At 45.6% G+C, this 21,835-nt stretch carries 15 protein-coding genes; 7 read left to right on the plus strand and 8 right to left on the minus strand.

All coding sequences use genetic code 11. The features are described from left to right. Window positions 1-51 precede the first annotated feature (51 nt). The 4 genes from LS482_RS02865 to LS482_RS02880 are packed head-to-tail and all read left to right on the plus strand — an operon-like array spanning window position 52 to window position 5,172. Window positions 52-726, plus strand: a complete 675-nt coding sequence (locus tag LS482_RS02865; RefSeq protein ID WP_233030245.1) for a TetR/AcrR family transcriptional regulator — start codon at window positions 52-54, stop codon at window positions 724-726. After that, the gene (locus tag LS482_RS02870; protein WP_233030246.1) at window positions 723-2,378 is read left to right on the plus strand and encodes a peptidase domain-containing ABC transporter; all 1,656 of its coding nucleotides are present in this window, start codon (window positions 723-725) and stop codon (window positions 2,376-2,378) included. The genes LS482_RS02865 and LS482_RS02870 overlap by 4 nt, the downstream gene beginning before the upstream one ends. 5 nt (window positions 2,379-2,383) lie before the next feature. After that, on the plus strand, window positions 2,384-3,742 hold the full coding sequence (locus tag LS482_RS02875) for an HlyD family secretion protein (protein ID WP_233030247.1): 1,359 nt from the start codon (window positions 2,384-2,386) through the stop codon (window positions 3,740-3,742). 5 nt (window positions 3,743-3,747) lie between these two features. Continuing rightward, window positions 3,748-5,172, plus strand: a complete 1,425-nt coding sequence (locus LS482_RS02880) for a TolC family protein (RefSeq protein ID WP_233030248.1) — start codon at window positions 3,748-3,750, stop codon at window positions 5,170-5,172. A 239-nt stretch (window positions 5,173-5,411) separates the two neighbouring features. Here the strand turns inward: LS482_RS02880 and gldG are convergent, their stop codons facing one another. From gldG to LS482_RS02895, 3 genes are all read right to left on the minus strand, one after another. After that, window positions 5,412-7,106: a gliding motility-associated ABC transporter substrate-binding protein GldG gene (gldG, locus tag LS482_RS02885; RefSeq protein ID WP_233030249.1), complete on the minus strand. Its 1,695-nt coding sequence runs from the start codon at window positions 7,104-7,106 to the stop codon at window positions 5,412-5,414. After that, a complete protein-coding gene (gene gldF, locus LS482_RS02890) occupies window positions 7,096-7,821 on the minus strand; it encodes a gliding motility-associated ABC transporter permease subunit GldF (protein WP_233030250.1) in 726 nt (241 codons plus the stop codon). Before gldF ends, gldG begins: the two co-directional genes overlap by 11 nt. A gap of 76 nt (window positions 7,822-7,897) precedes the next feature. Continuing rightward, window positions 7,898-8,728 (minus strand): SAM hydrolase/SAM-dependent halogenase family protein, encoded by an 831-nt coding sequence (locus tag LS482_RS02895; RefSeq protein ID WP_233030251.1) that lies wholly within the window; start codon window positions 8,726-8,728, stop codon window positions 7,898-7,900. Window positions 8,729-8,992: 264 nt separating this feature from the next. On the opposite strand from LS482_RS02895, the gene LS482_RS02900 reads away from it, so the two are divergent. After that, window positions 8,993-9,955: a PhoH family protein gene (locus LS482_RS02900; protein WP_233030252.1), complete on the plus strand. Its 963-nt coding sequence runs from the start codon at window positions 8,993-8,995 to the stop codon at window positions 9,953-9,955. A 298-nt stretch (window positions 9,956-10,253) separates the two neighbouring features. Next, on the plus strand, window positions 10,254-11,213 hold the full coding sequence (locus tag LS482_RS02905; RefSeq protein WP_233030253.1) for a phosphoribosylaminoimidazolesuccinocarboxamide synthase: 960 nt from the start codon (window positions 10,254-10,256) through the stop codon (window positions 11,211-11,213). An 85-nt stretch (window positions 11,214-11,298) separates the two neighbouring features. Here LS482_RS02905 and LS482_RS02910 read toward each other — a convergent pair whose 3' ends face one another. Beyond that, on the minus strand, window positions 11,299-12,519 hold the full coding sequence (locus LS482_RS02910) for an MFS transporter (RefSeq protein WP_233030254.1): 1,221 nt from the start codon (window positions 12,517-12,519) through the stop codon (window positions 11,299-11,301). 147 nt (window positions 12,520-12,666) lie between these two features. Between LS482_RS02910 and mnmE the strand changes: the two genes are divergently transcribed. Then, the gene (gene mnmE / locus LS482_RS02915; protein WP_233030255.1) at window positions 12,667-14,052 is read left to right on the plus strand and encodes a tRNA uridine-5-carboxymethylaminomethyl(34) synthesis GTPase MnmE; all 1,386 of its coding nucleotides are present in this window, start codon (window positions 12,667-12,669) and stop codon (window positions 14,050-14,052) included. A gap of 194 nt (window positions 14,053-14,246) precedes the next feature. Here the strand turns inward: mnmE and LS482_RS02920 are convergent, their stop codons facing one another. The 4 genes from LS482_RS02920 to LS482_RS02935 all read right to left on the minus strand — a co-directional run bounded on the left by LS482_RS02920 (window position 14,247) and on the right by LS482_RS02935 (window position 21,810). Then, complete coding sequence (locus LS482_RS02920) at window positions 14,247-15,926, minus strand: sodium:solute symporter family protein (RefSeq protein WP_233030256.1); 1,680 nt, start codon at window positions 15,924-15,926, stop codon at window positions 14,247-14,249. A 10-nt stretch (window positions 15,927-15,936) separates the two neighbouring features. Further along, window positions 15,937-18,345 (minus strand): FAD-dependent oxidoreductase, encoded by a 2,409-nt coding sequence (locus LS482_RS02925; RefSeq protein ID WP_233030257.1) that lies wholly within the window; start codon window positions 18,343-18,345, stop codon window positions 15,937-15,939. A gap of 104 nt (window positions 18,346-18,449) precedes the next feature. Beyond that, window positions 18,450-20,015: a sulfatase family protein gene (locus LS482_RS02930; RefSeq protein WP_233030258.1), complete on the minus strand. Its 1,566-nt coding sequence runs from the start codon at window positions 20,013-20,015 to the stop codon at window positions 18,450-18,452. A gap of 70 nt (window positions 20,016-20,085) precedes the next feature. Continuing rightward, a complete protein-coding gene (locus tag LS482_RS02935) occupies window positions 20,086-21,810 on the minus strand; it encodes a pectate lyase family protein (RefSeq protein ID WP_233030259.1) in 1,725 nt (574 codons plus the stop codon). Between the last annotated feature and the right edge of the window lie 25 nt (window positions 21,811-21,835).

A 21,835-nucleotide genomic window follows, 5' to 3' on the forward strand; every position in this document is an offset into this window, starting at 1 on the left:
AAATATGATAGTAATACTATTATATTTGTTGGCATTTCACAGATCATAGTTATGGATAATATATTGGGAAATATCAGATTACGGATCAATGAGAAACTCTATCTCAAAGATCCCGAAACCTCCACCCTGGGTAAAAAGATTTTGGAGCACAGTATTTTGTTAATAGACAAAATAGGCTTTGAGTCTTTTACTTTTAAGAAACTGGGACAATCTATCGGATCCAACGAGAGTTCGGTATATCGTTATTTCGAAAACAAGCACAAATTACTGCTTTACCTGTCTTCCTGGTATTGGTCGTGGATGGAGTACCGCATGGCCCTGGCTACCCTGAATGTTGAGCCGCCCCTGAAGCGGTTGCACATAGCCATCGGAAAAATAACGGAAGCAGTAAAAGATGACGACAATACAACTTTTATCCGGGAATCGGTATTGAACAGGATCATCATTGCAGAGTTTACCAAGACATTCCTCACCAAAGAGGTGGATGAAGAGAACCGGCAGGGCTTTTTTCTGGTTTACAAAAGTGTTATCAACAGGCTCGCGGCACTGATTTCGGATGTAAATCCGGATTATCCGTATATAAAAAGCCTTGCTTCTTCCATTGTAGAAGGAGCTTTACACCAGCGTTACCTGAAAGATCACTTTACGACGATTACGGATTTTTGTGAAAAAGAAAAGAATATCACCGCGTTTTATATAGAAAACATTAATAAAATATTGCTATGACTCCTATCCAGCGATTTCGCAACATGCTGCGTCTCGATAAAAAAGACATTTACCAGATTATCCTGTATTCCATCCTGGCGGGGATTATAAGTTTATCTCTTCCGTTGGGCATCCAGTCCATCGTAAATTTCCTGCAGGCGGGGAAAGTGAGCACTTCCTGGGTGGTATTGGTAATCATAGTGGTTGCAGGAGTAGCTATGGTGGGTATTTTCCGGATTATGCAATACAGGATTACAGAAAACCTTCAGCAGAAAATATTCGTACGATCTTCTTTTGAGTTCGCATATCGTTTTCCGAAGATCAAATTTGACAGGTTATATCCCTATTCTCCACCCGAGCTGGCAAATCGTTTTTTCGATACGCTTACCGTGCAAAAGGGGTTTTCCAAATTGTTGCTGGATATTTCCGGGGCGGCACTACAAATACTTTTCGGTATTGTCCTGCTGTCGCTGTATCATCCTTTTTTTATTTTTTTCGGAATTTTTCTAATCGTCCTTTTGTACCTTATCTTCAGACTGAATTTCTATCCGGGACTTTCCACAAGCCTGGAAGAATCCGACTACAAATATAAGGTAGCTCATTGGTTACAGGAGATTGCCCGGAATCATCTGAGTTTTAAAAGTAATAAACTATTCGATTTTGCCCTGCATAAAAATGACAGACTCGTAAACAGTTACCTGGAGCAAAGGGAAAATCATTTTAGCATACTTAGAAAACAGTTCATCCAGCTAACCGGGTTTAAGGTACTCATCACCGCCGGCCTACTGATTATTGGAGGAATACTGGTGCTTAACGAGCAGATGAACATCGGACAGTTTGTCGCGGCGGAGATCATTATTTTAACCATTATTACCGCGGTGGAAAAACTCTTTTCCGGTATTGAACTGTTTTACGATGTACTTACCTCCCTGGAAAAGATAGGCAAAGTAGTAGATATGGATCTGGAGTCCGCTTCAGGTCCGGAGAATACCGATTACCTGCTGGATTCCGATACTATGCGTATCGAAACCGATAAGCTCTCCTATAAATTCCCGGATTCCGAGAATTTTATCCTGCAAAATGTTTCCCTGACCATAAATCAGGGAGATCGTATTCTGATCGACGGAGCAAACGGTGCGGGTAAAACCACCCTTATACGTCTATTGAGCCGGGTCATAGAACCTACAGGCGGTACCATCTTTATAAACAATGCCAATTACAGTAAATATGCCATTGACGATTATCGTTCCTGCATAGGTACCATAACAATCAACGACAATCTTTTTGAAGGGACAATTCTGGAAAACATTACCTGTAAAAATCCGGGAATACCCCTGCAGGAGATACACAATGTTATTGAAAGTATGCAGCTTACGACATATATAAAATCCTTACCGAACGGACTGGATACCATGGTTCATTCCGAAGGAAAACAGTTGAGTTCTTCCATAATTCAGAAAATATTGTTGGCCAGGTGTATTATTTCCGACCCTAAAATACTCTTTCTGGAAGAGCCACTTGAAAAGGTAGACGAGCTGTCTGCAAAAGGCATCATAGACTATCTGACTGCAAAAGATAAGAACTGGACAGTGATAATTATCTCTAAAAATGAATATTGGAAAGAAAAGTGTAACAAAAGGTTCTTTTTAACCGAAGGAACATTAAAAGCATAAGACAGATGTTGAACATTTCAGAGAACCGTATCGATAAGTTGGTGGATATGTCTCAATATACCTCTGCAAGGATTTTTGCCGACAATAAACACTACAGGATCATAAGAAAAGTGGTGTGGGGTGTGGCCATAGTTATTCTCCTTGTCTTGTTTCTGCCCTGGACACAGAATATTAAAGGATCGGGCTATGTAACTACGCTAAGACCGGAACAACGTCCGCAAACAGTGCATGCCATTATAGGAGGGCGAATAGAAAAATGGTATGTACAGGAAGGAGATTATGTACACAAGGGAGATACCATCATGTTTTTGTCTGAAACAAAGGATTCTTACTTCGATCCCAATCTTATCGCCAATACAGAAGATCAGGTAAAAGCCAAAGAGGATGCCGTAGAGTCCTATACCGAAAAGGTCAATGCCCTGACCCAACAAATAAAAGCCATAAAAAGAGAACGGGGACTAAAACTAAAACAGGCACATAACAAGCTGGAACAAAGCAGGCTAACGGTTACCAGCGATAGTATAGACCTGGAAGCGGTAAAAACCCAGTTAAGTATAGCCGAAACCCAATATAACCGGGCATTTAGCCTGAACAAGGAAGGATTGAAACCAATGACCTATGTAGAGGAAAAAAAGGTTAAGCTCCAGGAAATGCAGGCCAAAAAAATAACCCAGGAAAACAAATACCTGGCCAGTCAGAACGAATTGATCAATGCCGAAATGGAGCTCACCCGGCTCAATGCAGCCTATGCCGAAAAGCTCGCAAAGGCACAGAGTGATATTCAAACCGCACTCAGCACGCGTTTCGACACAGAATCCCAGGTGAGCAAACTCCGGTCGCAGTACGCCGGTTATATTATCCGCCGTGGCATGTATTACATTACCGCTCCGCAAGACGGATATATAAATCGCGCATTGAAGTCCGGTATCGGGGAAACCATAAAGGAAGGGACTTCCGTAGTGAGTATTATGCCAACAAACTTTGATATTGCCGTGGAGACTTATATAGAGCCTCTGGATTATCCGTTAATTCACAAAGGAGGAAAAGTACGTATATGGTTTGACGGTTGGCCTACTATTGTATTCAGCGGGTGGCCGGGGGTTTCATACGGCACTTTCGGCGGAGTTATTGTAGCCAAGGAAAACTTTATCAGTGCCAACGGAAAATACCGTGTACTCATCGCCCCGGACCCGGAAGAGAAGGACTGGCCCAAAGAACTGAGCGTTGGTGCCGGATCACAAACACTGGCACTGTTGGACGATGTGCCCATCTGGTTTGAAATATGGCGTACATTAAACGGATTTCCTCCTAATTTTTATAACACTCCGGAATCGGGAGAAAGTACTAATGAGAAAAAGAAATAATACACATGTGTAGTGAGATCATTAGAAAGGCACTCCGGGTTTCCCTAACACTTTTCGGATTGTTTGCGGTTTTCAACCCGATTCGTGCCCAGGAATTATCCGACGAATTTACATACGAGGAGTTCCTGGCTTATGTTAAAAAGTATCACCCCATAGTAAGGCAGGCCAACCTGGTGCTTTCAGAATCACAGGCAAAACTGCTGAAAGCAAGAGGGGCATTCGATCCCAAACTGGAGGCTGATTTTTCCAAAAAGAACTACGATGACAAGACCTATTATTCCCTCTTCAACGGAAGCTTTAAAATACCTACCTGGTACGGTATAGAAATCAAGGCGGCTTTCGATAAAAATGAGGGGGTATATATGAACCCGGAAAATTATGTCCCTCAGGACGGGCTCACCTCCCTTGGGATTACAATACCCGTAGGACAGGGATTATGGATAAACGACCGTATGGCAGAACTAAAAAAAGGGAAGCTGTATGTAAAACTCAGTAATTACGAACGAACACTCGCTACTGTAGATGCTATTTCCGAGGCATCGGTGGCATATATGAACTGGAAACGGGATTATGAAAAGGTAAAACTATACGAAGATTTTTACAGGAATGCCGTGGAAAGGCAGGAATGGATCGTAAGATCTATCGTATTGGGGGAACTTCCGCCTATAGACAGTGTGGAATCGGGAATTGTATTAAAAACCAGGAAACTGGAATGGGAAAAGGCCAGACTGAAACTCACAAAAAGCCGCCTTAAAATGTCCAATTATTTATGGACCGAGAACAATATCCCCCTGGAACTGTCTGAACACATGATACCGCAACAGAACCTGAAAGATCAGATACTGGATGTACTCTCACTGGACAACCTTCTTACGGAAGAAATCAATATAGAGAACCATCCGAAGATCAATGCTCTGAATACCAAAATAAATATTCAGGAAGTGGACCGTAAGTTAAAAGCCAATAGCATGTTACCGAAACTAAGCCTCGGTTACAGTTATATTTCCGAACCATCGTACATAGACGGTTTTCGTATGGAGGATTACAAGATCAGGGCAACGTTTTCCTTTCCTGTTTTCCTCAGGAAAGAACGTGCCGAGATGAAGTTGGCAGATATTAAGTTGAAAAACTCCAGATTCGGGTTGCAATTTGAAAAGCAGGCACTTCAAAACAAGATCAGGGCACAGTATAACGAACTGAATTCTTACCGGCAGCAGATTATAATTAACGAAGACCTGGTGGAAGATTACCAGCAAATGCTCAACGGAGAGGTAAAACTTTTCGAGATGGGAGAGAGTTCCATTTTCTACATTAATACCCGGGAAAATAACCTGGTAAAAGCCAGGGTATCCAATATAGACCTGAAAAACACCTTCTTCCTCTCGGCTATAGAACTGTATAAGACACTTGCCGTTCCTGAAGAAGATTAATGAATAACTTCACACGGAATATATGTCCCCGCCCTTCCGGAAAGTCATTATTTATCGGGATGGGGACCAAGCGTTCCGTATAAAACTCCCTTTTATGCAGGCTCGGATAATAATGATAAAAATGCTTCGGGTTACGGAATTTCTTATAGTGAAATAATATCACAATACCCGTCATTTCACTATCGGACAATCCGGAAACATGCCTCCTTACTTTTTCCCCGCGTATGCATACATACACGTCAGGTGTGATTTTTCACGGAAGTGTATTTCCGTTTCCGGATAAACATGAAGACGATGCCGAACACGGCCAGAAGCACCAGGGGAAAGCCGAGATTGACCAGTTTCCAGCGGGTACGTTGTGCGGCCACCTTTTCCTTGTCGAGGAAAGGGATCGCCACTTTCTTGCTGCGTATATAGATAAGGCCGCTTTCGTCCAGCAAGTAATTGACACAGTTTTTCAGGAATTCCTTGTTACCGTAGAAGTTGTTGGTCCACTTATCATAGCCCAGTTCCAGCGGACGGCCTTTGTTCAACTGGTTTTTTATCAGGTCGCCATCCGAAATGACGATCATTTTGGTGTCTTTCCCTTCTTCCCTGTAGTTGGACAGTTCAAGCGGTTTTACACGGTTCTTATACATCGAATTGAACGTTCCTTCCAGTAAAACGGCCAGGGGTTGGTTGCCGTTATTATAGCTTTCCTTGTCCGGTTCCCTGGTAATAATATCCAGATTGATCTCCGCAGGTGTCCCGACGGTCTTGGAAAGCGGGGAGCTGGAAAGCAGTACTGTTTTTTTAATCCCGTTTTCAAGCGTATCCATGGCATTGGCAAACTCAAAACGGAGCGCTTCTATGTTATTGTTCACCGGGTGGTTATCTCTGGAAAAAACCATGGGTGAATAATACCAGGGATAAGGATCATAGCGCGATTCATTCCCCTCACCCGTGGCCAGGACAACCTGGGTGAAATACAGGTCGTTGACCAGTACGGGGTTTATCCGCACGCCGTACGAGAAGAACATATCGCCTAGGTTCAGGTCCCGTGGCAGCGCATACGTCTTCCCCGATTCGTTGTACAGGCTATCCATTTCGGCATTCACCTGGTCTATAAGCCACAACGACCTTCCGCCATTCATTACATACTGGTCCAGCACGGCTTTTTCGTTGTCTGTAAAGATTTCGGTAGGTTTGGCAGCCAGTATCATATCGTATTTTTCCAGTTCCGCCAGGGTCCTTTCCGGAGATGTGGCTACCGAATCCAGTGTAAACGGCGCCAGGTTGTAATAATCCCTGAGGGTCGACAGGAAATCGGCCATATAAATATCGTTAAGTTCCCCGTTGCCCCGCAGTACCGCTATGTTTTGTTTGTCTTTAATGGTAAGCCGTGCAAAGGCATCGGCAAATACGTATTCCAGTTGTTGTACCGAATTTTTTACACGTTCTTCGTCCGTGGCCCCGAGCTTGTTCTTCAGGAGGGATATCCTTACACTTTTATTTCCGTAATTGGCCAGCGCCCAGGGGAAGAGTATTTCTTGGGAGACCTTCCCTCCTTTTTCCCGGGAAAAATTAAGCGGGGTAAGTCCTATGGACTGCAGTTCCCGGATAATGGCATCAGCGTTTTCCTCGTCCTCCAGCGGGTCTACAAAGTTGAATTGTACGTTTTTATTCCGCGCTGCAAATTCTTCCAATAACTGCCTGGTCTCATCCTGGAGTTTACGGAATTGCGGCGGAAGATCGCCACCCAGGAAAACATCGACATGCACGGGACTTTCCGTTCTTTCCAGGGGCTTTAACGAGGCTTCGGAAAGTGTGTAGCGCTTATCCCGGGTAAGGTCGAACCTGCCGTAAAATGATGCGGATATATAATGCAGTACCACAAGTATTACGAGAACGCCCGCCACGGGGAGGATATGTTTTCTTTTTACTTTAACTGGCATCGGGACGGTTTTTTAGTTTTACAACGGTTATATAAAGAAAAAAGAACGCTACAGACAAAAAGTAGAGCATATCGCGGGTATCGAGAACGCCACGGCTAATGCTGTCGAAATGTGCTTTCATGCCCAGTGCCGAGATTCCGTTGCCCATCCCCAGGTTGGCAAGCCCCTCAAAACCGTAATAAAAGAGGAAACACACAAACACGGAGACCAGAAATGCCACGATCTGGTTTTCAGACAAGGTAGAAGCAAAGATCCCTATAGCCGTATAAGAAAGCACCAGGAAAAGGAGGCCAAAATAAGACCCCAGGGTACTGCCCGTATCGAGATTGCCCTCCGGGTTTCCGAGTTCCCGGACCGTAAGCACATAAAGTAAAGTGGGGAGCAATGCAATGACCACAAGGACAAAAGCACCGGAATATTTTCCGAGGACGATCTGCCAGGCGCTTAACGGGCGGGTAAAGAGCAGTTCCAGGGTCCCCAGCTTTTTTTCATCGGAAAAACTTTTCATGGTGACCGAAGGGATAAGAAACAGCAATATCCACGGTGAAAGCTGAAAAAAACCAGTGAGATCGGCAAAACCGGAGTTGAATATATTGTATTCACCGTCAAAAACCCAAAGGAACAGTCCGTTCAGCACAAGAAAGATGGCAATCACAAGATAGCCAACGGGAGAAGCAAAAAATGAAGTTATTTCCTTTTTTAGTATTGCGAACATAGTTCGGTATTCGGTGTTAGGTAATCTATGATCGGTTCATATTCCTCCGTATACGGATTACCTCTGAATTAGGTTATTATAAAAAGCGTATGGTCACCACATCTCTGTAATTCAGTCCCAGCAAACTGGATGCACCTCCTACGGTTTCCAGGTTGCTCCGGTAAATGGCCAGCTCTATATATCCGGCAGAATTGAACACCGCCAGCCGCTTTCCGTCATCGTCACGCCTGGGCTTTTCCACGGAGAAGTTGACAATATCGCTGTATTTGTTATGTATTTTATCAAACCTGTAATTCCGGGCATACAGTTCAAAATCCCTTCCCTTCCGCACGTTTTCAAACAACTGCCTGGAAATATTGGTCACGACGTTGCCGTAATTATCCACATAGATCACATGCCCCGTTACCTGGTCCTGCTCGGTGTTTATGATAGGCGCAAAGGTTTTCAGCGATTTCATTTTGTCTACCGGTTTCCCCACAACTTCCAGCGTACCTCCACGAGCGATATGGCAGGCTACCTTTACAAAAACGTCCTTACAGGGGAAAATGGTATCCAGATCGTTGTAAATATTTATTTCCACGATCTTTTCCGGTTTTCTTTCCCCGGCCACGAAAGCTATCACCCCGTTATCGGCACCGACAAAAAAATGATCGTCCAGCAATACGGCAATGTGCCGGTTCTCCGGGGTGCGTTCCGAATCTACCCCGAAGACGTGGATACTCCCCTTCGGAAAATCCTTGTAGGCATTCTTTAAAATATAGGCTGCTTCGAGCACATTAAACGGACTCACGGAATGCGATACATCCACAATTCTAACGTCTTCCGATTCGCTGTAAATCGCTCCCTTGATGGCCCCTACAAAGTGGTCTTTTTCTCCGAAATCCGTAGTTAAACTTATTATAGCCATATAACAGTACCGACGCTTTTTTTGTGTAATTTAGCAAGAAAATAATGCGTTATCGCATTTATATCTCAAAGGGGTATAGCAAAGCACAAACGTACTAAAAAAACAGGGGATAAACCATATGGCAGGACATACATTTTTGTAGTATCTTTATGGAAGAATAACCACTGTTTTGCGAAGCGGATCCCTGATTTGGCTTCAGCTTCGACACGGCAGTTTTCGTCACCCGGAAAGCAAACATTAAAAATTAATCAAACCCGACAGCTTTTGAACGAAATAATAGTAGAACTTACCGAGATAAACCCGAGGGAATTCTTCGGCGAACAAAACATCAACATCGAACTGCTCAAAAAATACTTTCCGAAACTGAAGATCGTAGCCCGGGGCAACAAGATAAAAGCCTATGGCGACGAGGAACTGCTGGAAGAGTTTGACAAACGCCTGGACATGCTGGTCATGTATTTCGGAAAATACAACAAACTGGACGAAAACACCATAGAACGTATCCTCACCAGTGACGACAAGGACGTTTACGAATCTCCCATACTGGAAAACGGGCAGGTATTGCTGCACGGCGTTAACGGCAGGCTCATCAAGGCACAGACCGTAAACCAGCAACGCCTGGTGGACCAGATGAAAAAGAACGACATGGTCTTTGCCATTGGCCCGGCAGGTACGGGAAAAACCTATACCGGGGTGGCCCTGGCCGTAAAAGCGCTCAAGGAAAAACAGGTAAAACGCATCATTCTCACACGGCCGGCAGTGGAAGCCGGCGAAAACCTCGGGTTCCTCCCAGGCGACCTGAAAGAAAAGCTCGACCCGTACATGCAGCCGCTTTACGATGCCCTCAGAGACATGATCCCCGCAGAGAAGCTGCAGAATTACCTCGAAACGGGTATCATCCAGATCGCTCCCATGGCCTTTATGCGCGGACGAACGCTGGACAATGCTTTCGTGATCCTCGACGAAGCTCAGAACACCACACATGCCCAGATGAAGATGTTCCTCACCCGTATGGGCAAAAACGCCAAGTTTATGATCACCGGCGACCCGGGGCAGATAGACCTGCCGCGAAGGATCATTTCCGGACTTAAAGAAGCCATATTAGTATTGAAAGATGTTAAAGGCATAGGTGTCGTATACCTGGACGACAAAGACGTTATACGCCACAGGCTGGTGAAGAATATTATCGAGGCCTATAAAAAGATTGAGCATAACAGTACTAGTTGAGACGGTGGTTTCGGTACGATTTTCTGCGAAAATCACTCAACCACCTTCGTACCTTCCTTTCCTTATATTTTGTAAAGGCCTGAATGTCCTGGCGAAGCGAAGGATGTACCAAAATCACCAGTGGTTTCAGTATGGTTTTCTTTGAAAATCACTCAACCACCTCAACATACCCGGAACGAAGGTGGCTGAGTGCCCCGGCTCCGCCGGGGTGTATCGAAGCCACCGATAACCCGGCCACAAACGCCCCAACTCCTGAACTTTTACCGTATATTTGCGTGAAAAATCAGTACAGTACAACATGAGTAACAATACCATAACCTCCACCAACTATAATTTTCCGGGACAAAAAGATGTTTACAAGGGGAAAGTCCGTGAAGTATACTCCCTGAATGAGGACCTGCTGGTCATGATAGCTACAGACCGGCTCTCGGCATTTGATGTGGTGATGCCCAGGGGTATCCCTTACAAAGGACAGATACTGAACCAGATCGCTACCAAAATGATGAAGGCTACAGAAGACATCGTACCTAACTGGCTCATTGCCACTCCCGATCCTAACGTAGCTGTGGGCCATCGGTGCACACCTTTTAAAGTGGAAATGGTGATCCGGGGATACCTTTCCGGTCATGCTTCCCGGGAATACAAGGCGGGAAAACGCCTTCTTTGTGGCGTATCCATGCCAGAAGGAATGAAGGAAAACGACAAGTTCCCCGAACCCATTATCACCCCCTCCACCAAAGCAGACGACGGCGCCCATGACGAAGATATATCACGTGAAGACATCCTGAAACAAGGTCTCGTTTCCGAAGAAGACTATGTTCAGCTGGAAGCTTATACCAAAGCCCTTTTTCAACGAGGGACGGAAATCGCTGCACAACGGGGGCTTATTCTCGTAGATACCAAATATGAATTCGGAAAGACCAAAGACGGTAAAATCGTATTGATCGACGAAATACACACACCCGACTCGTCCCGGTACTTCTACGCCGACGGCTATCAGGAACGCCAGGACAAGGGCGAAAAACAGAAACAACTATCCAAGGAATTCGTACGCCAGTGGCTTATAGAAAACGGATTCCAGGGCAAGGAAGGCCAGCAGATCCCAACGATGAGTGATGAATATATCACCTCGGTATCTGAGCGCTATATCGAACTTTACGAACAGATCACAGGAGAACCGTTTGAAAGGGCTGACATCAGCGATATTGAAGCCCGTATCGAGAAAAATGTGATGGGGTACTTGAGTTCTAAAACCTAAATTGAACTTCCAGAGCCCAGATATGTCTTCCATGGGATTCTTCGCTTCGCTCAGAATGACACGTTTGGGCTCTGGATGTCCATGATTATACCTTTTGCTTTTCTGAAGGCAGGAAAACGGTGAGCAATCCCAGCAACGGCAGGAAAGAACACATTTTAAATACGTAACGGATACTGGTGGCATCGGCCACATCACCCAGCACGGCCGAACCTATTCCGGCGATACCGAAGGCAAAACCGAAAAACAGCCCGGAAACCATACCTACTTTACCTGGGATGAGTTCCTGTGCATAGACCAGTATGGCAGAAAAGGCCGAAGACAGTATCAGCCCGATAAGAACGGTAAGCACTCCCGTCCAGAACAGGTTTACGTAAGGCAATAAAAGCGTAAAAGGTGCTATTCCCAGTATACTGAACCAGATCACATATTTACGTCCGAACCGGTCGCCCAATGGTCCTCCGAAGAAAGTTCCGGCGGCTATGGCAAAGAGAAATACAAACAGATATACCTGCGAAGCCTGTACGGAAACATCAAACTTGTCGATCAGGTAAAAGGTATAATAATTCGTAAGGCTGGTCATATAGATATACTTGGAAAAAATAAGGAACAGCAGTACAACTACAGACCATGTGACCTGTCTTTTGGAAAGGCGGTGTCCCAGGGCATGGTCATTCTTCTTTTTCTTTCTGGCCGGGAGCCTGTGTAGGTTATTACTGTACCACCGGCCTACGCGGGACAATACGATAATGGCCAGCATGGCCGCCAGCGAAAACCAGATCACGGAAAACTGTCCGAACGGTACAATGATCATCGCCGCAAGCAAAGGTCCGAGCGAACTCCCGGCGTTCCCGCCCACCTGGAAAAGCGATTGTGCCATGCCGTGTCTTCCTCCCGAAGCCATATGGGCAATGCGGGAAGCTTCCGGATGGAACACAGACGACCCCATTCCGATAAGCCCCACTGCCACAAGTACGGTAGCAAAATTGGGTGCCATAGACAGTACGACCAGGCCGGTAAGGGAAAATCCCATTCCGATAGCCAGGGAATATGGCTTGGGGTATTTGTCCGTATACAATCCCACCAACGGTTGTAACAGGGAAGCCGTTAGCTGGAACGTAAGGGTAATTAGCCCTATCTGGGCAAAACTTAGCTTAAAAGATTCCTTCACTAACGGATAGATGGAAGGAATGAGCGATTGCAGGGTATCGTTCATTAAATGTGAAAAACTCAGGGCGAATAATACCGGGAAAACGGTCTTTTCCGCCGAAGTCTCCGGGTTTACGTAGGTAGAAGAATTTTTATGCATAGCAAATGAGGATTTTTCAAGCCACAAATTTATGGCATCCCGTATTTTCAAATACTTGTTTTCCGTACTTTTTACGATGTCCAAACTGTTAAAACAGTTCCCTGTAAATTGCCTAATTTTAAATACTTTTGCATCAAACAGAAAGCCATGCTGCCAAACGATACTATCATAGCCTTAGCGACGCCCAGCGGTGCGGGTGCCATTGCCGTTCTCCGGATTTCGGGAAAGGAAGCCATAAACATTGTGGACGCAAAATTCCGGTCGGTAAAAGGGAAGAAACTGTCCGGACAAAAGAGCCATACCATTCATCTCGGCCATATTGTTGACGGTGCTAAGGTACTGGACGAAGTTTTGGTGAGCATATTCAAGGGACCTCACTCCTACACCGGGGAAAATGTAGTGGAAATTTCCTGTCACGGCTCTCCCTACATACAACGGGAGATCATCCAGCTTTTCTTAAGGAACGGTTGCCGTATGGCCGATGCGGGAGAATTTACCCTGCGCGCATTCCTCAACGGCAAGCTCGATCTCAGTCAGGCCGAAGCCGTGGCCGACCTCATCGCTTCGGATAACGAGGCTTCTCACCAGATAGCCATCCAGCAGATGCGCGGTGGTTTTTCCGGGGAAATAGAAAAACTGCGCCAGGAACTCCTCGACTTCGCTTCCCTCATAGAACTGGAACTCGACTTTGCCGAAGAAGATGTGGAATTTGCCGACCGAAGCCGGTTCGAAGAACTCCTGAAACGCATAGAACTGGTCCTGAAACGGCTGATCGATTCGTTCGCCGTAGGTAATGTTATTAAAAACGGCATTCCCGTTGCCATTGTAGGTGCACCCAACGTAGGGAAATCCACCCTGCTCAATGCTCTACTCAATGAAGAAAGGGCTATCGTAAGCGACATCGCCGGAACCACCCGCGATACTATTGAAGATGAAATGGTCATTGAAGGCATTGGTTTCCGGTTTATAGATACGGCAGGTATCCGCGAAACGGAAGATGTGATAGAAAGCATCGGCATTAAAAAGACTTTTGAGAAGATCACCCAGGCACAGGTGGTCATTTATCTTTTCGATGCCAGTCATTTTGGAGAAAACAGTGATACCATAGTGGTGGAAATCGAGAAAATAAAGAACAAGTTCCCGCAAAAACCCCTCCTTATCCTGGCCAACAAAATAGACCTGGCCGACACGAATCAAATAAAAAACAGCCTGGACTACGAGAACCTGCTGCTTATCTCAGCCCGGGAAAACATTGGTACCGAAAACCTGAAAGACAAACTGCTGGAATTTGTAAACACAGGGGCACTCCGCAATAACGAGACTATCGTCACCAACAGCCGCCATTACGACGCCCTGCTCAAGGCTTTGGAAGAAATTCAGAAGGTACAGCACGGGCTGCAATCCGGCCTGTCCGGGGATCTTCTGGCCATTGATATCCGCGAGGCGTTATATCATTTCGGGGAGATCACGGGGCAGGTAACCAATGATGAGTTGCTGGGAAATATTTTTGCTAATTTTTGTATTGGTAAATAAATTTATCAAACAACACCAAAAAACATCTTACCAACACAAACAAAATCAATACATTACAAAAAATATTTTGGCCTAAGGCTTTTTTCAGGAAACAAAAGATGCAGCACTCTCCTGCATCCTGAAGAACAAAAAAGTCTAAAACTCCCCTCTCTAGACTTTGTTATTCAATTTTAGTCAGAACCAAAACCGTGAAATTATTGATTCCGGGAGTACCTCCCCGACTTCCTGTGTATAAACCACGACATAAAACCGATCACTGTTCCTACACAGAGTGTTGTCCATAACGCCTTCTGATCTGCTGTCAAAGCCAGCCCGATAAAGATCATAGAGGTTATTGCCATGGTCCTTGCCAGTATCTTTAAACCAAAGCTATTCTGAGCCTTACTGCTTTCATCTGCCGGTTTTGTTTTTTCCCCGTGACTGACTGTATCTTTGATCTTTTTATACAGGCGGTACTCTTCAGAAACTTTACCCCAACTTCTCGCCCATATTTCGTAACCCGATAAAAATAAAATGGGAATAAGGGAGCCTGCCAGCATTTCTTCTGCCCTGTTTAATGAAATACCGGTTAACAAGGGATGCAGAAATTTAAGGTAGAGATTCAGGGAAAGGCCCAGGAGGGTACACCACAAGATTGATTTTCCCGTATGATACCGGGAGAACAATGCCCATATAGGCGGACCGTACAAGGAGCATCCCGTTACTGCCCCTACGCTTAAAACTATTTCCACTATACCTCCGGCGGATGGCACCAACAGTGCTACACCAATAGTCATAATTCCAAAAACAATAACAGCAAGTTTGGCTATAAGCATCAGATGCTTCGGTTGGGTATCAGGCCGGACCGACTTATATAAATCATTAGTAAACACAGCCGCTGCCAGGTTTAAGGTCGTATTTACGGAGCTCGCCGTAGCGAACACCATACCTCCCAGCATCAATCCCACCAGTCCCCGGGGGAGTACGGCCTTACACATCATCAGGTAAGCTCCTTCATTTTCCAATCCGGACAAATCCGGGTTGACCACCCTGTAAATCATGGGAGGCAACATCCATACAAAGGGACTTATGAGATACAGTATCGCAAACAGATATCCTACCTTTCTGGCCGACTTGGGACTATCTACACTGGTATACCGCTGGACATAAGCCCAATTCCCTCCGATAAAAATTCCGTTATAAATACCGAAAGCCAGTAAAAAAAGCCAGGAATATTCTTCGTTCACCGGCATAAAGAAATCGGGAGGGGCATGGGTAAATAATTCTTCTACGCCCCCTATTTTATCAAATGCCAGCGGTACTACAATAAGTACCGCTCCTGTAAGTACTATAAACTGAATAACATCCGTAATCATTACCCCCCAAAGGCCTCCGACAGCAGTATAGATAATAATTAAAATCCCCAGTACCAGGATACAGGCTTCAATGGGAAATCCCGTGGATACATTTATAATTTTAGCCACCGGGTAAAGGAAGGCCCCGGTATACATCAGAGAGATCAGCAGAATAAGATAACTGTAAAATTTCTGAACGGTCAGTCCCAACCGTCTGGACACAAATTCCGCTGCCGTCAATGCACGTGATTTTTGCCATGCAGGGGCGATAAACATACCTACGAAAAACCCTCCGAGACACATGGTAAGCTGAATGGCTATGGAAACAAAACCATACTGGTAGGCTATGGATCCCCACACTACAAATGTTCCTGCCGAAAAGAAACTCATAAACAAAGACAGTGAACTGATCTGCCACGGTACCGCTCCTCCCGCTGCGAAGTAAGACTTCATGGAATTCCCCGTTTTTCCGAATGACAGCCCCGCCGCAATAATAATGCCTGTAAAAACAAACATCACGATATAATCCAAAATTCCCATGTTCTGTCTTTTAGCGATAACAACGAACGGCAAACAATGCGGCCGGGACATCTCTTGAAGGATGTTCCATTGTAATAGTTAATTCCCGGGTGATTACCGTAGTTTTCAAATCTACTCTGTTTATGGTCTGATAGTTGCCAGTTTTTTCAAATACGACCTCTCCTTTATCATCCAATATCTTATAATTCCTCACACAGAAGGGCATCACCGATTCCGGATGTCCCATTAAAACGCTTTCCATCGGGTGGTCGTAATCCGTATCAAAAAATAATTCAATCCTGCTGATCTCCCTGGGCTTTTCCCAGCTTATTTTAACGCATGGCTCCGCATCATTCAAATCGGCCACCCATGCATTCGGGGTTGTAGTAGGCCGGTAGACTCCTGTTTTGATATGTTCCTTACCAAAAGGGTGTAACGGCGGATCGATCTTCATGGCCACATTATGTCCCCCGGGCCGCCGCTGAGGGCACCAGAACTCAAATTCGTCCATCCCGATGTCTTCCGGGGGAACCTGCTTCCCATAGTTGGATACTGCTTTGTTCACCAGGTTAAATGTCGATAATATCCCGGTAACCCGAAGGGAGGACCTGTAAAGTTCCACATCCCGGTTTTTGTGCAAAATGATAAAGGCATAAGCCCGCTCCTTTATATGTGCTGAAAACGCTACCCGAATAGTTTCTCTGCCTTTTTTTACTGCCACGGCAAACTTCTCCAGGGAAACATCCGGTGTAAAGTTTCCTGTTTTCCCGCTGATCCGCAATTCAACATCCAGAACAGTATCGTTTTTCGCTTCGAGGTCAAAAGTTATCGCCGGTAATTTTCCTTCCTGTAAAGGGAGCATCTGTGCAATCGAAATATCCAGCGGAAGTACGAAATCGGCACTTAAACATCCCAATGCGAAAGTACTTGACACAGTCAGACTTCCCTGTTGAACCAGATCGGTATCATCATGTAATACCAGTTCGGGGATATGCTGACCACTTTTCAGTAACTCGTGTTGCAGATCGGTTATAAAGCCTTTCTCCAGGATATCCCGCGGGTTCAGATACCCCTTATGATATATTTCTGTAACAACTGTATGCCCCGTTTCCTTGTCTTCTGTCATATCTTCAGCAGCCCCCCCATGATTCGCGTACGACTGTTCGCGCTTTGTTTTTACAAATTTATTTTCAACGGCTCCTTTTGTCCCGGCAATGTAAGCAGCCATTCCTACAGCCTGTCCGATATAGGCTGCGGTAGCCATAACCCTGGTCGAAGCAAAAGCTACATGTGTTGCACTGATGATTCTCCCAGCCAGGAAAAGGTTCTTTATATTCCTGCTGTATAAACACCTGTACGGAATCTGGTAAATACCTTTGGCATGCCATTGGTTGCACCCCGGTTTTTCACTGAACACCCCGTCTGCCGGGTGCAAATCTATGGACCATCCACCGTAAGCCACAGCATCTTCATGGGTTCTCTGCTCCACAATATCCTGTTGACGAAGCATATAGTCTCCTTCAAACCGCCGGCTTTCCCGTTTTCCGGGAATAGTCCCCACCCATTCCAACGTCATATTTTCGGCTTCCGGAAATTCACCAGAGTTCTTGATATAATCCCAGGCACCATACACCACCTTCCATAGTTCCCATTTGATCTTTTCCGTATCGTATACGGTATCCATTCGTCCCCCGTACTCCAGCCACCAAAGCTTACATCCATACTCTTTGGCATTAAAACTCCTGAAACGGGGAATTTCCTTACTGACTTCCATGGCAAAATCCGGTGCCTTGAATTTTACAGGCCTTCCCGTATCCTTACTGTAAAAATACAGGCTGTGCCCTAAAAGCTGCCCGTATTCTTCGGTAGGAGCAAATTTTTCTCCGAACTCTTCTTTGCTCTCGGCCCCCATTCTAAAGGCTGCCCCCGATAGAAAACCGACAATACCGTCACCGGAAGCATCACAGAATAATGGTGCATGGACAATGTAATCGGTCGAATTCTGGCTGCAAAAACCTTTTACTGCTCCTATGCTGTCATCAGTCAGCTTCCGGACTTCGTAAACAGCGGTATTCAACAGTAAGGTTATATTAGGTTCTGCCTTTACCTTATCAAGCAGTATTGCATCGAATATCAGCGGGTTTCCTTCCCTGTTCCTGTACATATTCTCTACCAGCAGTTCATCTACCACCCCACCTTCACGGCTCCACCTGTTGTTATTGCCGAGGTGAGAGGTGGCGCCGAGTATCCATAAGCGAACTTCACTAGACGAATTTCCCCCCAATACGGGCCTGTCCTGTACCAATATCACCTTTACTCCCTTCCTCGCTGCGGTGATGGCGGTGCATACCCCCGAAAGTCCACCACCTACAACAGCAAGTTCCGTGTGATATATTTCGGTATTTAACTTCCTGTTCGCTTCACAGTCCCTTTTTATCATAGCTTAAGTTTCTTTATCTTTTTACCCCTGATCCACATAAATTATGATAGCATCAGGATAGCATTTCTTTTTATCTTCTTTATTCAATACTATAACTGTACCGGTCAATGTAATTCCAGCTCCTGTATTTCACTTCCGGCTTTTCCTCTTAATTCCCTGTACTTTTTCTTCATATCCTCCAGTTTATCCGGCTGTTTTTCCGCCAGGTTATGCTGTTCGCCCGGGTCTTCCGCAAGATTATACAACTGATAGGTCTTCGCAGCCCCCATTTCAATATTCACTTGTTTCTGTACTACTGCCCCGGGATACGGGGGGATCATGACCCAATCCCCATCCCTGAGGATGGTTCGCGATGTACCTTCCAGGATAAGAGTTTCACGTCCTTTATTGCTTTTACCCAGAAAAGCATCCAGGTAATCCTCACTGTCCGTCCCTGTTACTTGCTGACCGGTAAATTGTGCCAGTGAGGCCAGTAAATCGACCTGGCACACTATGGCATCGGACACCTGCGGTTTGATTTTTCCTTTCCAGAAAACGGCGAACGGCACCCGGAACCCGGCCTCATATATGCTGTATTTTCCACCTCTCAGCGGACCTCCCGGACGATGATCGCCCACCTTTTCCACGGCGTTGTCATAGTACCCGTCGTTTAGTACCGGACCATTGTCACTGGTAAAAATGATCAATGTACTCTCCAGCAGACCTTCTTCTTCCAGTGTTTTGACAAATGCGCCTATACAGGCATCGGCCTCAACAATGACATCCCCCCGGGGGCCCATATCCGTTTTTCCCACAAACCTGGGATGCGGTGTACGGGGTACATGAGGCTGCTGCATGGCATAATAGAGAAAGAAGGGCGATGATCGCTCCTCCCGTACAAAAGACTGTGCCCGGGCCAAAAAGGTATCTGCCATGTCCTCATCCACCCATTTTGCATTCTCGCCGCCCTTCATGTAACCTATTCGGGGAATACCATTTACGATACTCTGGTTATGCCCGTGATGCCACTTCATTTTCAGCAATTCGGGGTTGTCCAGTCCTGTGGGTTCTCCCTCAAAATTATGTTCGTAACTCACCCGGATGGGGTCATCGGTTTCCAGCCCTGCCACGTTGCCATTTTCTATGTATACCGTGGGGACGCGATCCTGGGTTGCGGCCAGGATAAAAGCTTCGTCAAAACCTACTTCGTTAGGACCCGGGCTTATATGCTCATTCCAGTCTACCTGCCCTGTTCCGAGACCCAAATGCCATTTCCCCACAATACCTGTGTAATAACCCGCCTTTTTCAACATCTTCGGCAGGGTCTGCTGAGCCGTATCAATAATAAGCGGGGCAGTTCCGGGAAGGATCTTTGCATCGCTGTTACGCCAAGGATATACACCCGTAAGCAGGGCATACCTGCTCGGGGTACAGGTCGAGGAGGCGGCATACCCGTCGGTAAAACGGATACCGTTTTCTACAAGGTAATCCATATTAGGCGTAGGTATTCCCTCTGCTCCGTAAGCTCCAAGGTCTCCATACCCCAGGTCGTCCATATTTATAATTACGATATTGGGTAATACAGGATCAGGGCCGGATGTTTCTTTCTGTTGTGAATTACAACTGCCGAGAAAGGATAGTACAATCCCCGCAGCCAGTATGCCGGTAATTTGATGTGTTTGTTTTTTCATTTTTTGATACATTATTTATTTCCTGGTCATTATCTGAGTTTCGAAAACTACTTAACAGCTTGACACCGCTTTACTCGTTACCTGTTACTAGCATCCCGGGGTTGCTTTTCCGATCGGCAACAATGGTCTCTTCCACCTGCCGGAACACATTTCCTTTGATGAGAAGGTCGAGTGTCCCGCTAGCCACGATACCTTTTTCACCGTACATTATCGTATTTCCGATGATTTGAATATTGGTTAGCGGAGGGGATTTTTTTTTCAGTTTCGCAGCCGCCTTATCCTTATCAAAAAAGACCAGTTTTTCGCCTTTTTCCTGGTTCCGGATACCGATAGCCCCGGTAATGCCGTAACGCGCCATCCAACCGGAATGGGATATTCTGTTGTTTTCGATCCTTACATTTTTCGGCACCACACCTTCACCTTCATTAATGGCGGCCCCGATCATGATGGCCGGGTACATGATATGATCGAACGTATTATTTACGATCGTTACGTCAGTATTCCTGATCAGGCTGGCACTTCCCGCAATATTTCTGAATTCGGAATTGCTCAGGGCATAATGGTCTATATTCCACCCGTAGATTTGGCACAGCGTTTTATCGGTAACAAAATCCGGTACATTTTCTTCAAAAGTCAGCAGAAAACCTCCCTTGTTTTCTATGGGTTTTATAACCGATTTACGAACGGTACACAAAACTTCTTCCCGGCCATTCCAGAACCCGATCTTCGATCCTTCAGGAATAGGCAATATTGCTCCTTTTTTCTTCTTTAACCATATTGTGTTTTTATTAATGACCCGGTATGGTGAAAGAAAAGAGCCGTGGACATTCTGCCCATCCCATCGCACTCCTTCCATATATAATTCGTCCATAACAATTTTACCCCGGCAAGCATAAAGCTTCCACCCGTCCCTGGAACCGACGGCCAGCTGATTATCCGGCGCCATGATCTTAATTTTTCCCGCAGTGATATTTTCACACGCCTGAGCTTGCATACAAAATCCGATGGCATTATAGGTCCATACATTTTCTACAAAGAGGTCATGACATCCATAAAAATTGACCTGAACGCCTTTATATGAAAAATGCCAGCTCAGGCCTTCGCCTACCTCAACCCCGGAAGCTACTGTGGGTGAATTGAGTTTCATGATACGTTCGGCCGGGTCACCTTCCACATGCCATGTATATTCTTCCTTCTTCTTATATACATCGCCTCCATAGGTGGGACTTTCTGCTTTTTTAAGGGTTTTGGTAGAAAGGTCCCAAATATTACTCGTAAAAAACAATGTTCCGTCAATCACCGGGTTTCCTTCGAATATTTTTACGGTAACGGATTGCCCGTCATTGGCAATGACCTCTCCTGCGGTCGAGTAGCGCGGAGCATTATCGAAAATGACATGTTGCAGGCGGAAATTATTACATTCCCGTACAGACAATATGGGTTTTCCATACATATCGTTCCTGAAGCCATAATGCCGGAGAAATGTTGTTGCGGGATTTCCTTCACTATCCTTACTGCCTCTCATGGTAAAATCATGAAGCTTCGTAACTTCAATAGCAGTATTCTTTGTAACATCTCCCACAAACAGGTCGTACGTACCGGCCTCGAATACCAATGCTTTGGCCCCTACGGTTTTTGCGTGTTCCAAAGCCTGTTTAATCGCATTAATATCACATTTCGAATCATCGGGAAATGCTCCGAAATCGGTAACATTCACAATTTTATCCCGGGCATGGCCCATATGATGGCCTGTTATCCACATGGCGATCACTACTAAAAATCCTTTGTAGATCATTTTCTAATTTTTGTTTTTCTGCCTG

The sequence above is a fragment of the Sinomicrobium kalidii genome (assembly GCF_021183825.1).
GTDB classification, from domain to species: Bacteria; Bacteroidota; Bacteroidia; order Flavobacteriales; family Flavobacteriaceae; genus Sinomicrobium; species Sinomicrobium kalidii.

Excerpts from the sequence above, each read along its gene's own strand:
- LS482_RS02895 (WP_233030251.1), bottom strand. The coding sequence starts at position 8,728 with ATGGCTATAATAAGTTTAACTACGGATTTCGGAGAAAAAGACCACTTT.
- gldG (WP_233030249.1), bottom strand. The coding sequence starts at position 7,106 with ATGCCAGTTAAAGTAAAAAGAAAACATATCCTCCCCGTGGCGGGCGTT.
- LS482_RS02935 (WP_233030259.1), bottom strand. The coding sequence starts at position 21,810 with ATGATCTACAAAGGATTTTTAGTAGTGATCGCCATGTGGATAACAGGC.
- LS482_RS02920 (WP_233030256.1), bottom strand. The coding sequence starts at position 15,926 with ATGGGAATTTTGGATTATATCGTGATGTTTGTTTTTACAGGCATTATT.
- LS482_RS02880 (WP_233030248.1), top strand. The coding sequence starts at position 3,748 with ATGTGTAGTGAGATCATTAGAAAGGCACTCCGGGTTTCCCTAACACTT.
- LS482_RS02925 (WP_233030257.1), bottom strand. The coding sequence starts at position 18,345 with ATGATAAAAAGGGACTGTGAAGCGAACAGGAAGTTAAATACCGAAATA.
- LS482_RS02905 (WP_233030253.1), top strand. The coding sequence starts at position 10,254 with ATGAGTAACAATACCATAACCTCCACCAACTATAATTTTCCGGGACAA.
- LS482_RS02930 (WP_233030258.1), bottom strand. The coding sequence starts at position 20,015 with ATGAAAAAACAAACACATCAAATTACCGGCATACTGGCTGCGGGGATT.
- LS482_RS02870 (WP_233030246.1), top strand. The coding sequence starts at position 723 with ATGACTCCTATCCAGCGATTTCGCAACATGCTGCGTCTCGATAAAAAA.
- LS482_RS02875 (WP_233030247.1), top strand. The coding sequence starts at position 2,384 with ATGTTGAACATTTCAGAGAACCGTATCGATAAGTTGGTGGATATGTCT.
- LS482_RS02910 (WP_233030254.1), bottom strand. The coding sequence starts at position 12,519 with ATGCATAAAAATTCTTCTACCTACGTAAACCCGGAGACTTCGGCGGAA.
- LS482_RS02865 (WP_233030245.1), top strand. The coding sequence starts at position 52 with ATGGATAATATATTGGGAAATATCAGATTACGGATCAATGAGAAACTC.
- mnmE (WP_233030255.1), top strand. The coding sequence starts at position 12,667 with ATGCTGCCAAACGATACTATCATAGCCTTAGCGACGCCCAGCGGTGCG.
- gldF (WP_233030250.1), bottom strand. The coding sequence starts at position 7,821 with ATGTTCGCAATACTAAAAAAGGAAATAACTTCATTTTTTGCTTCTCCC.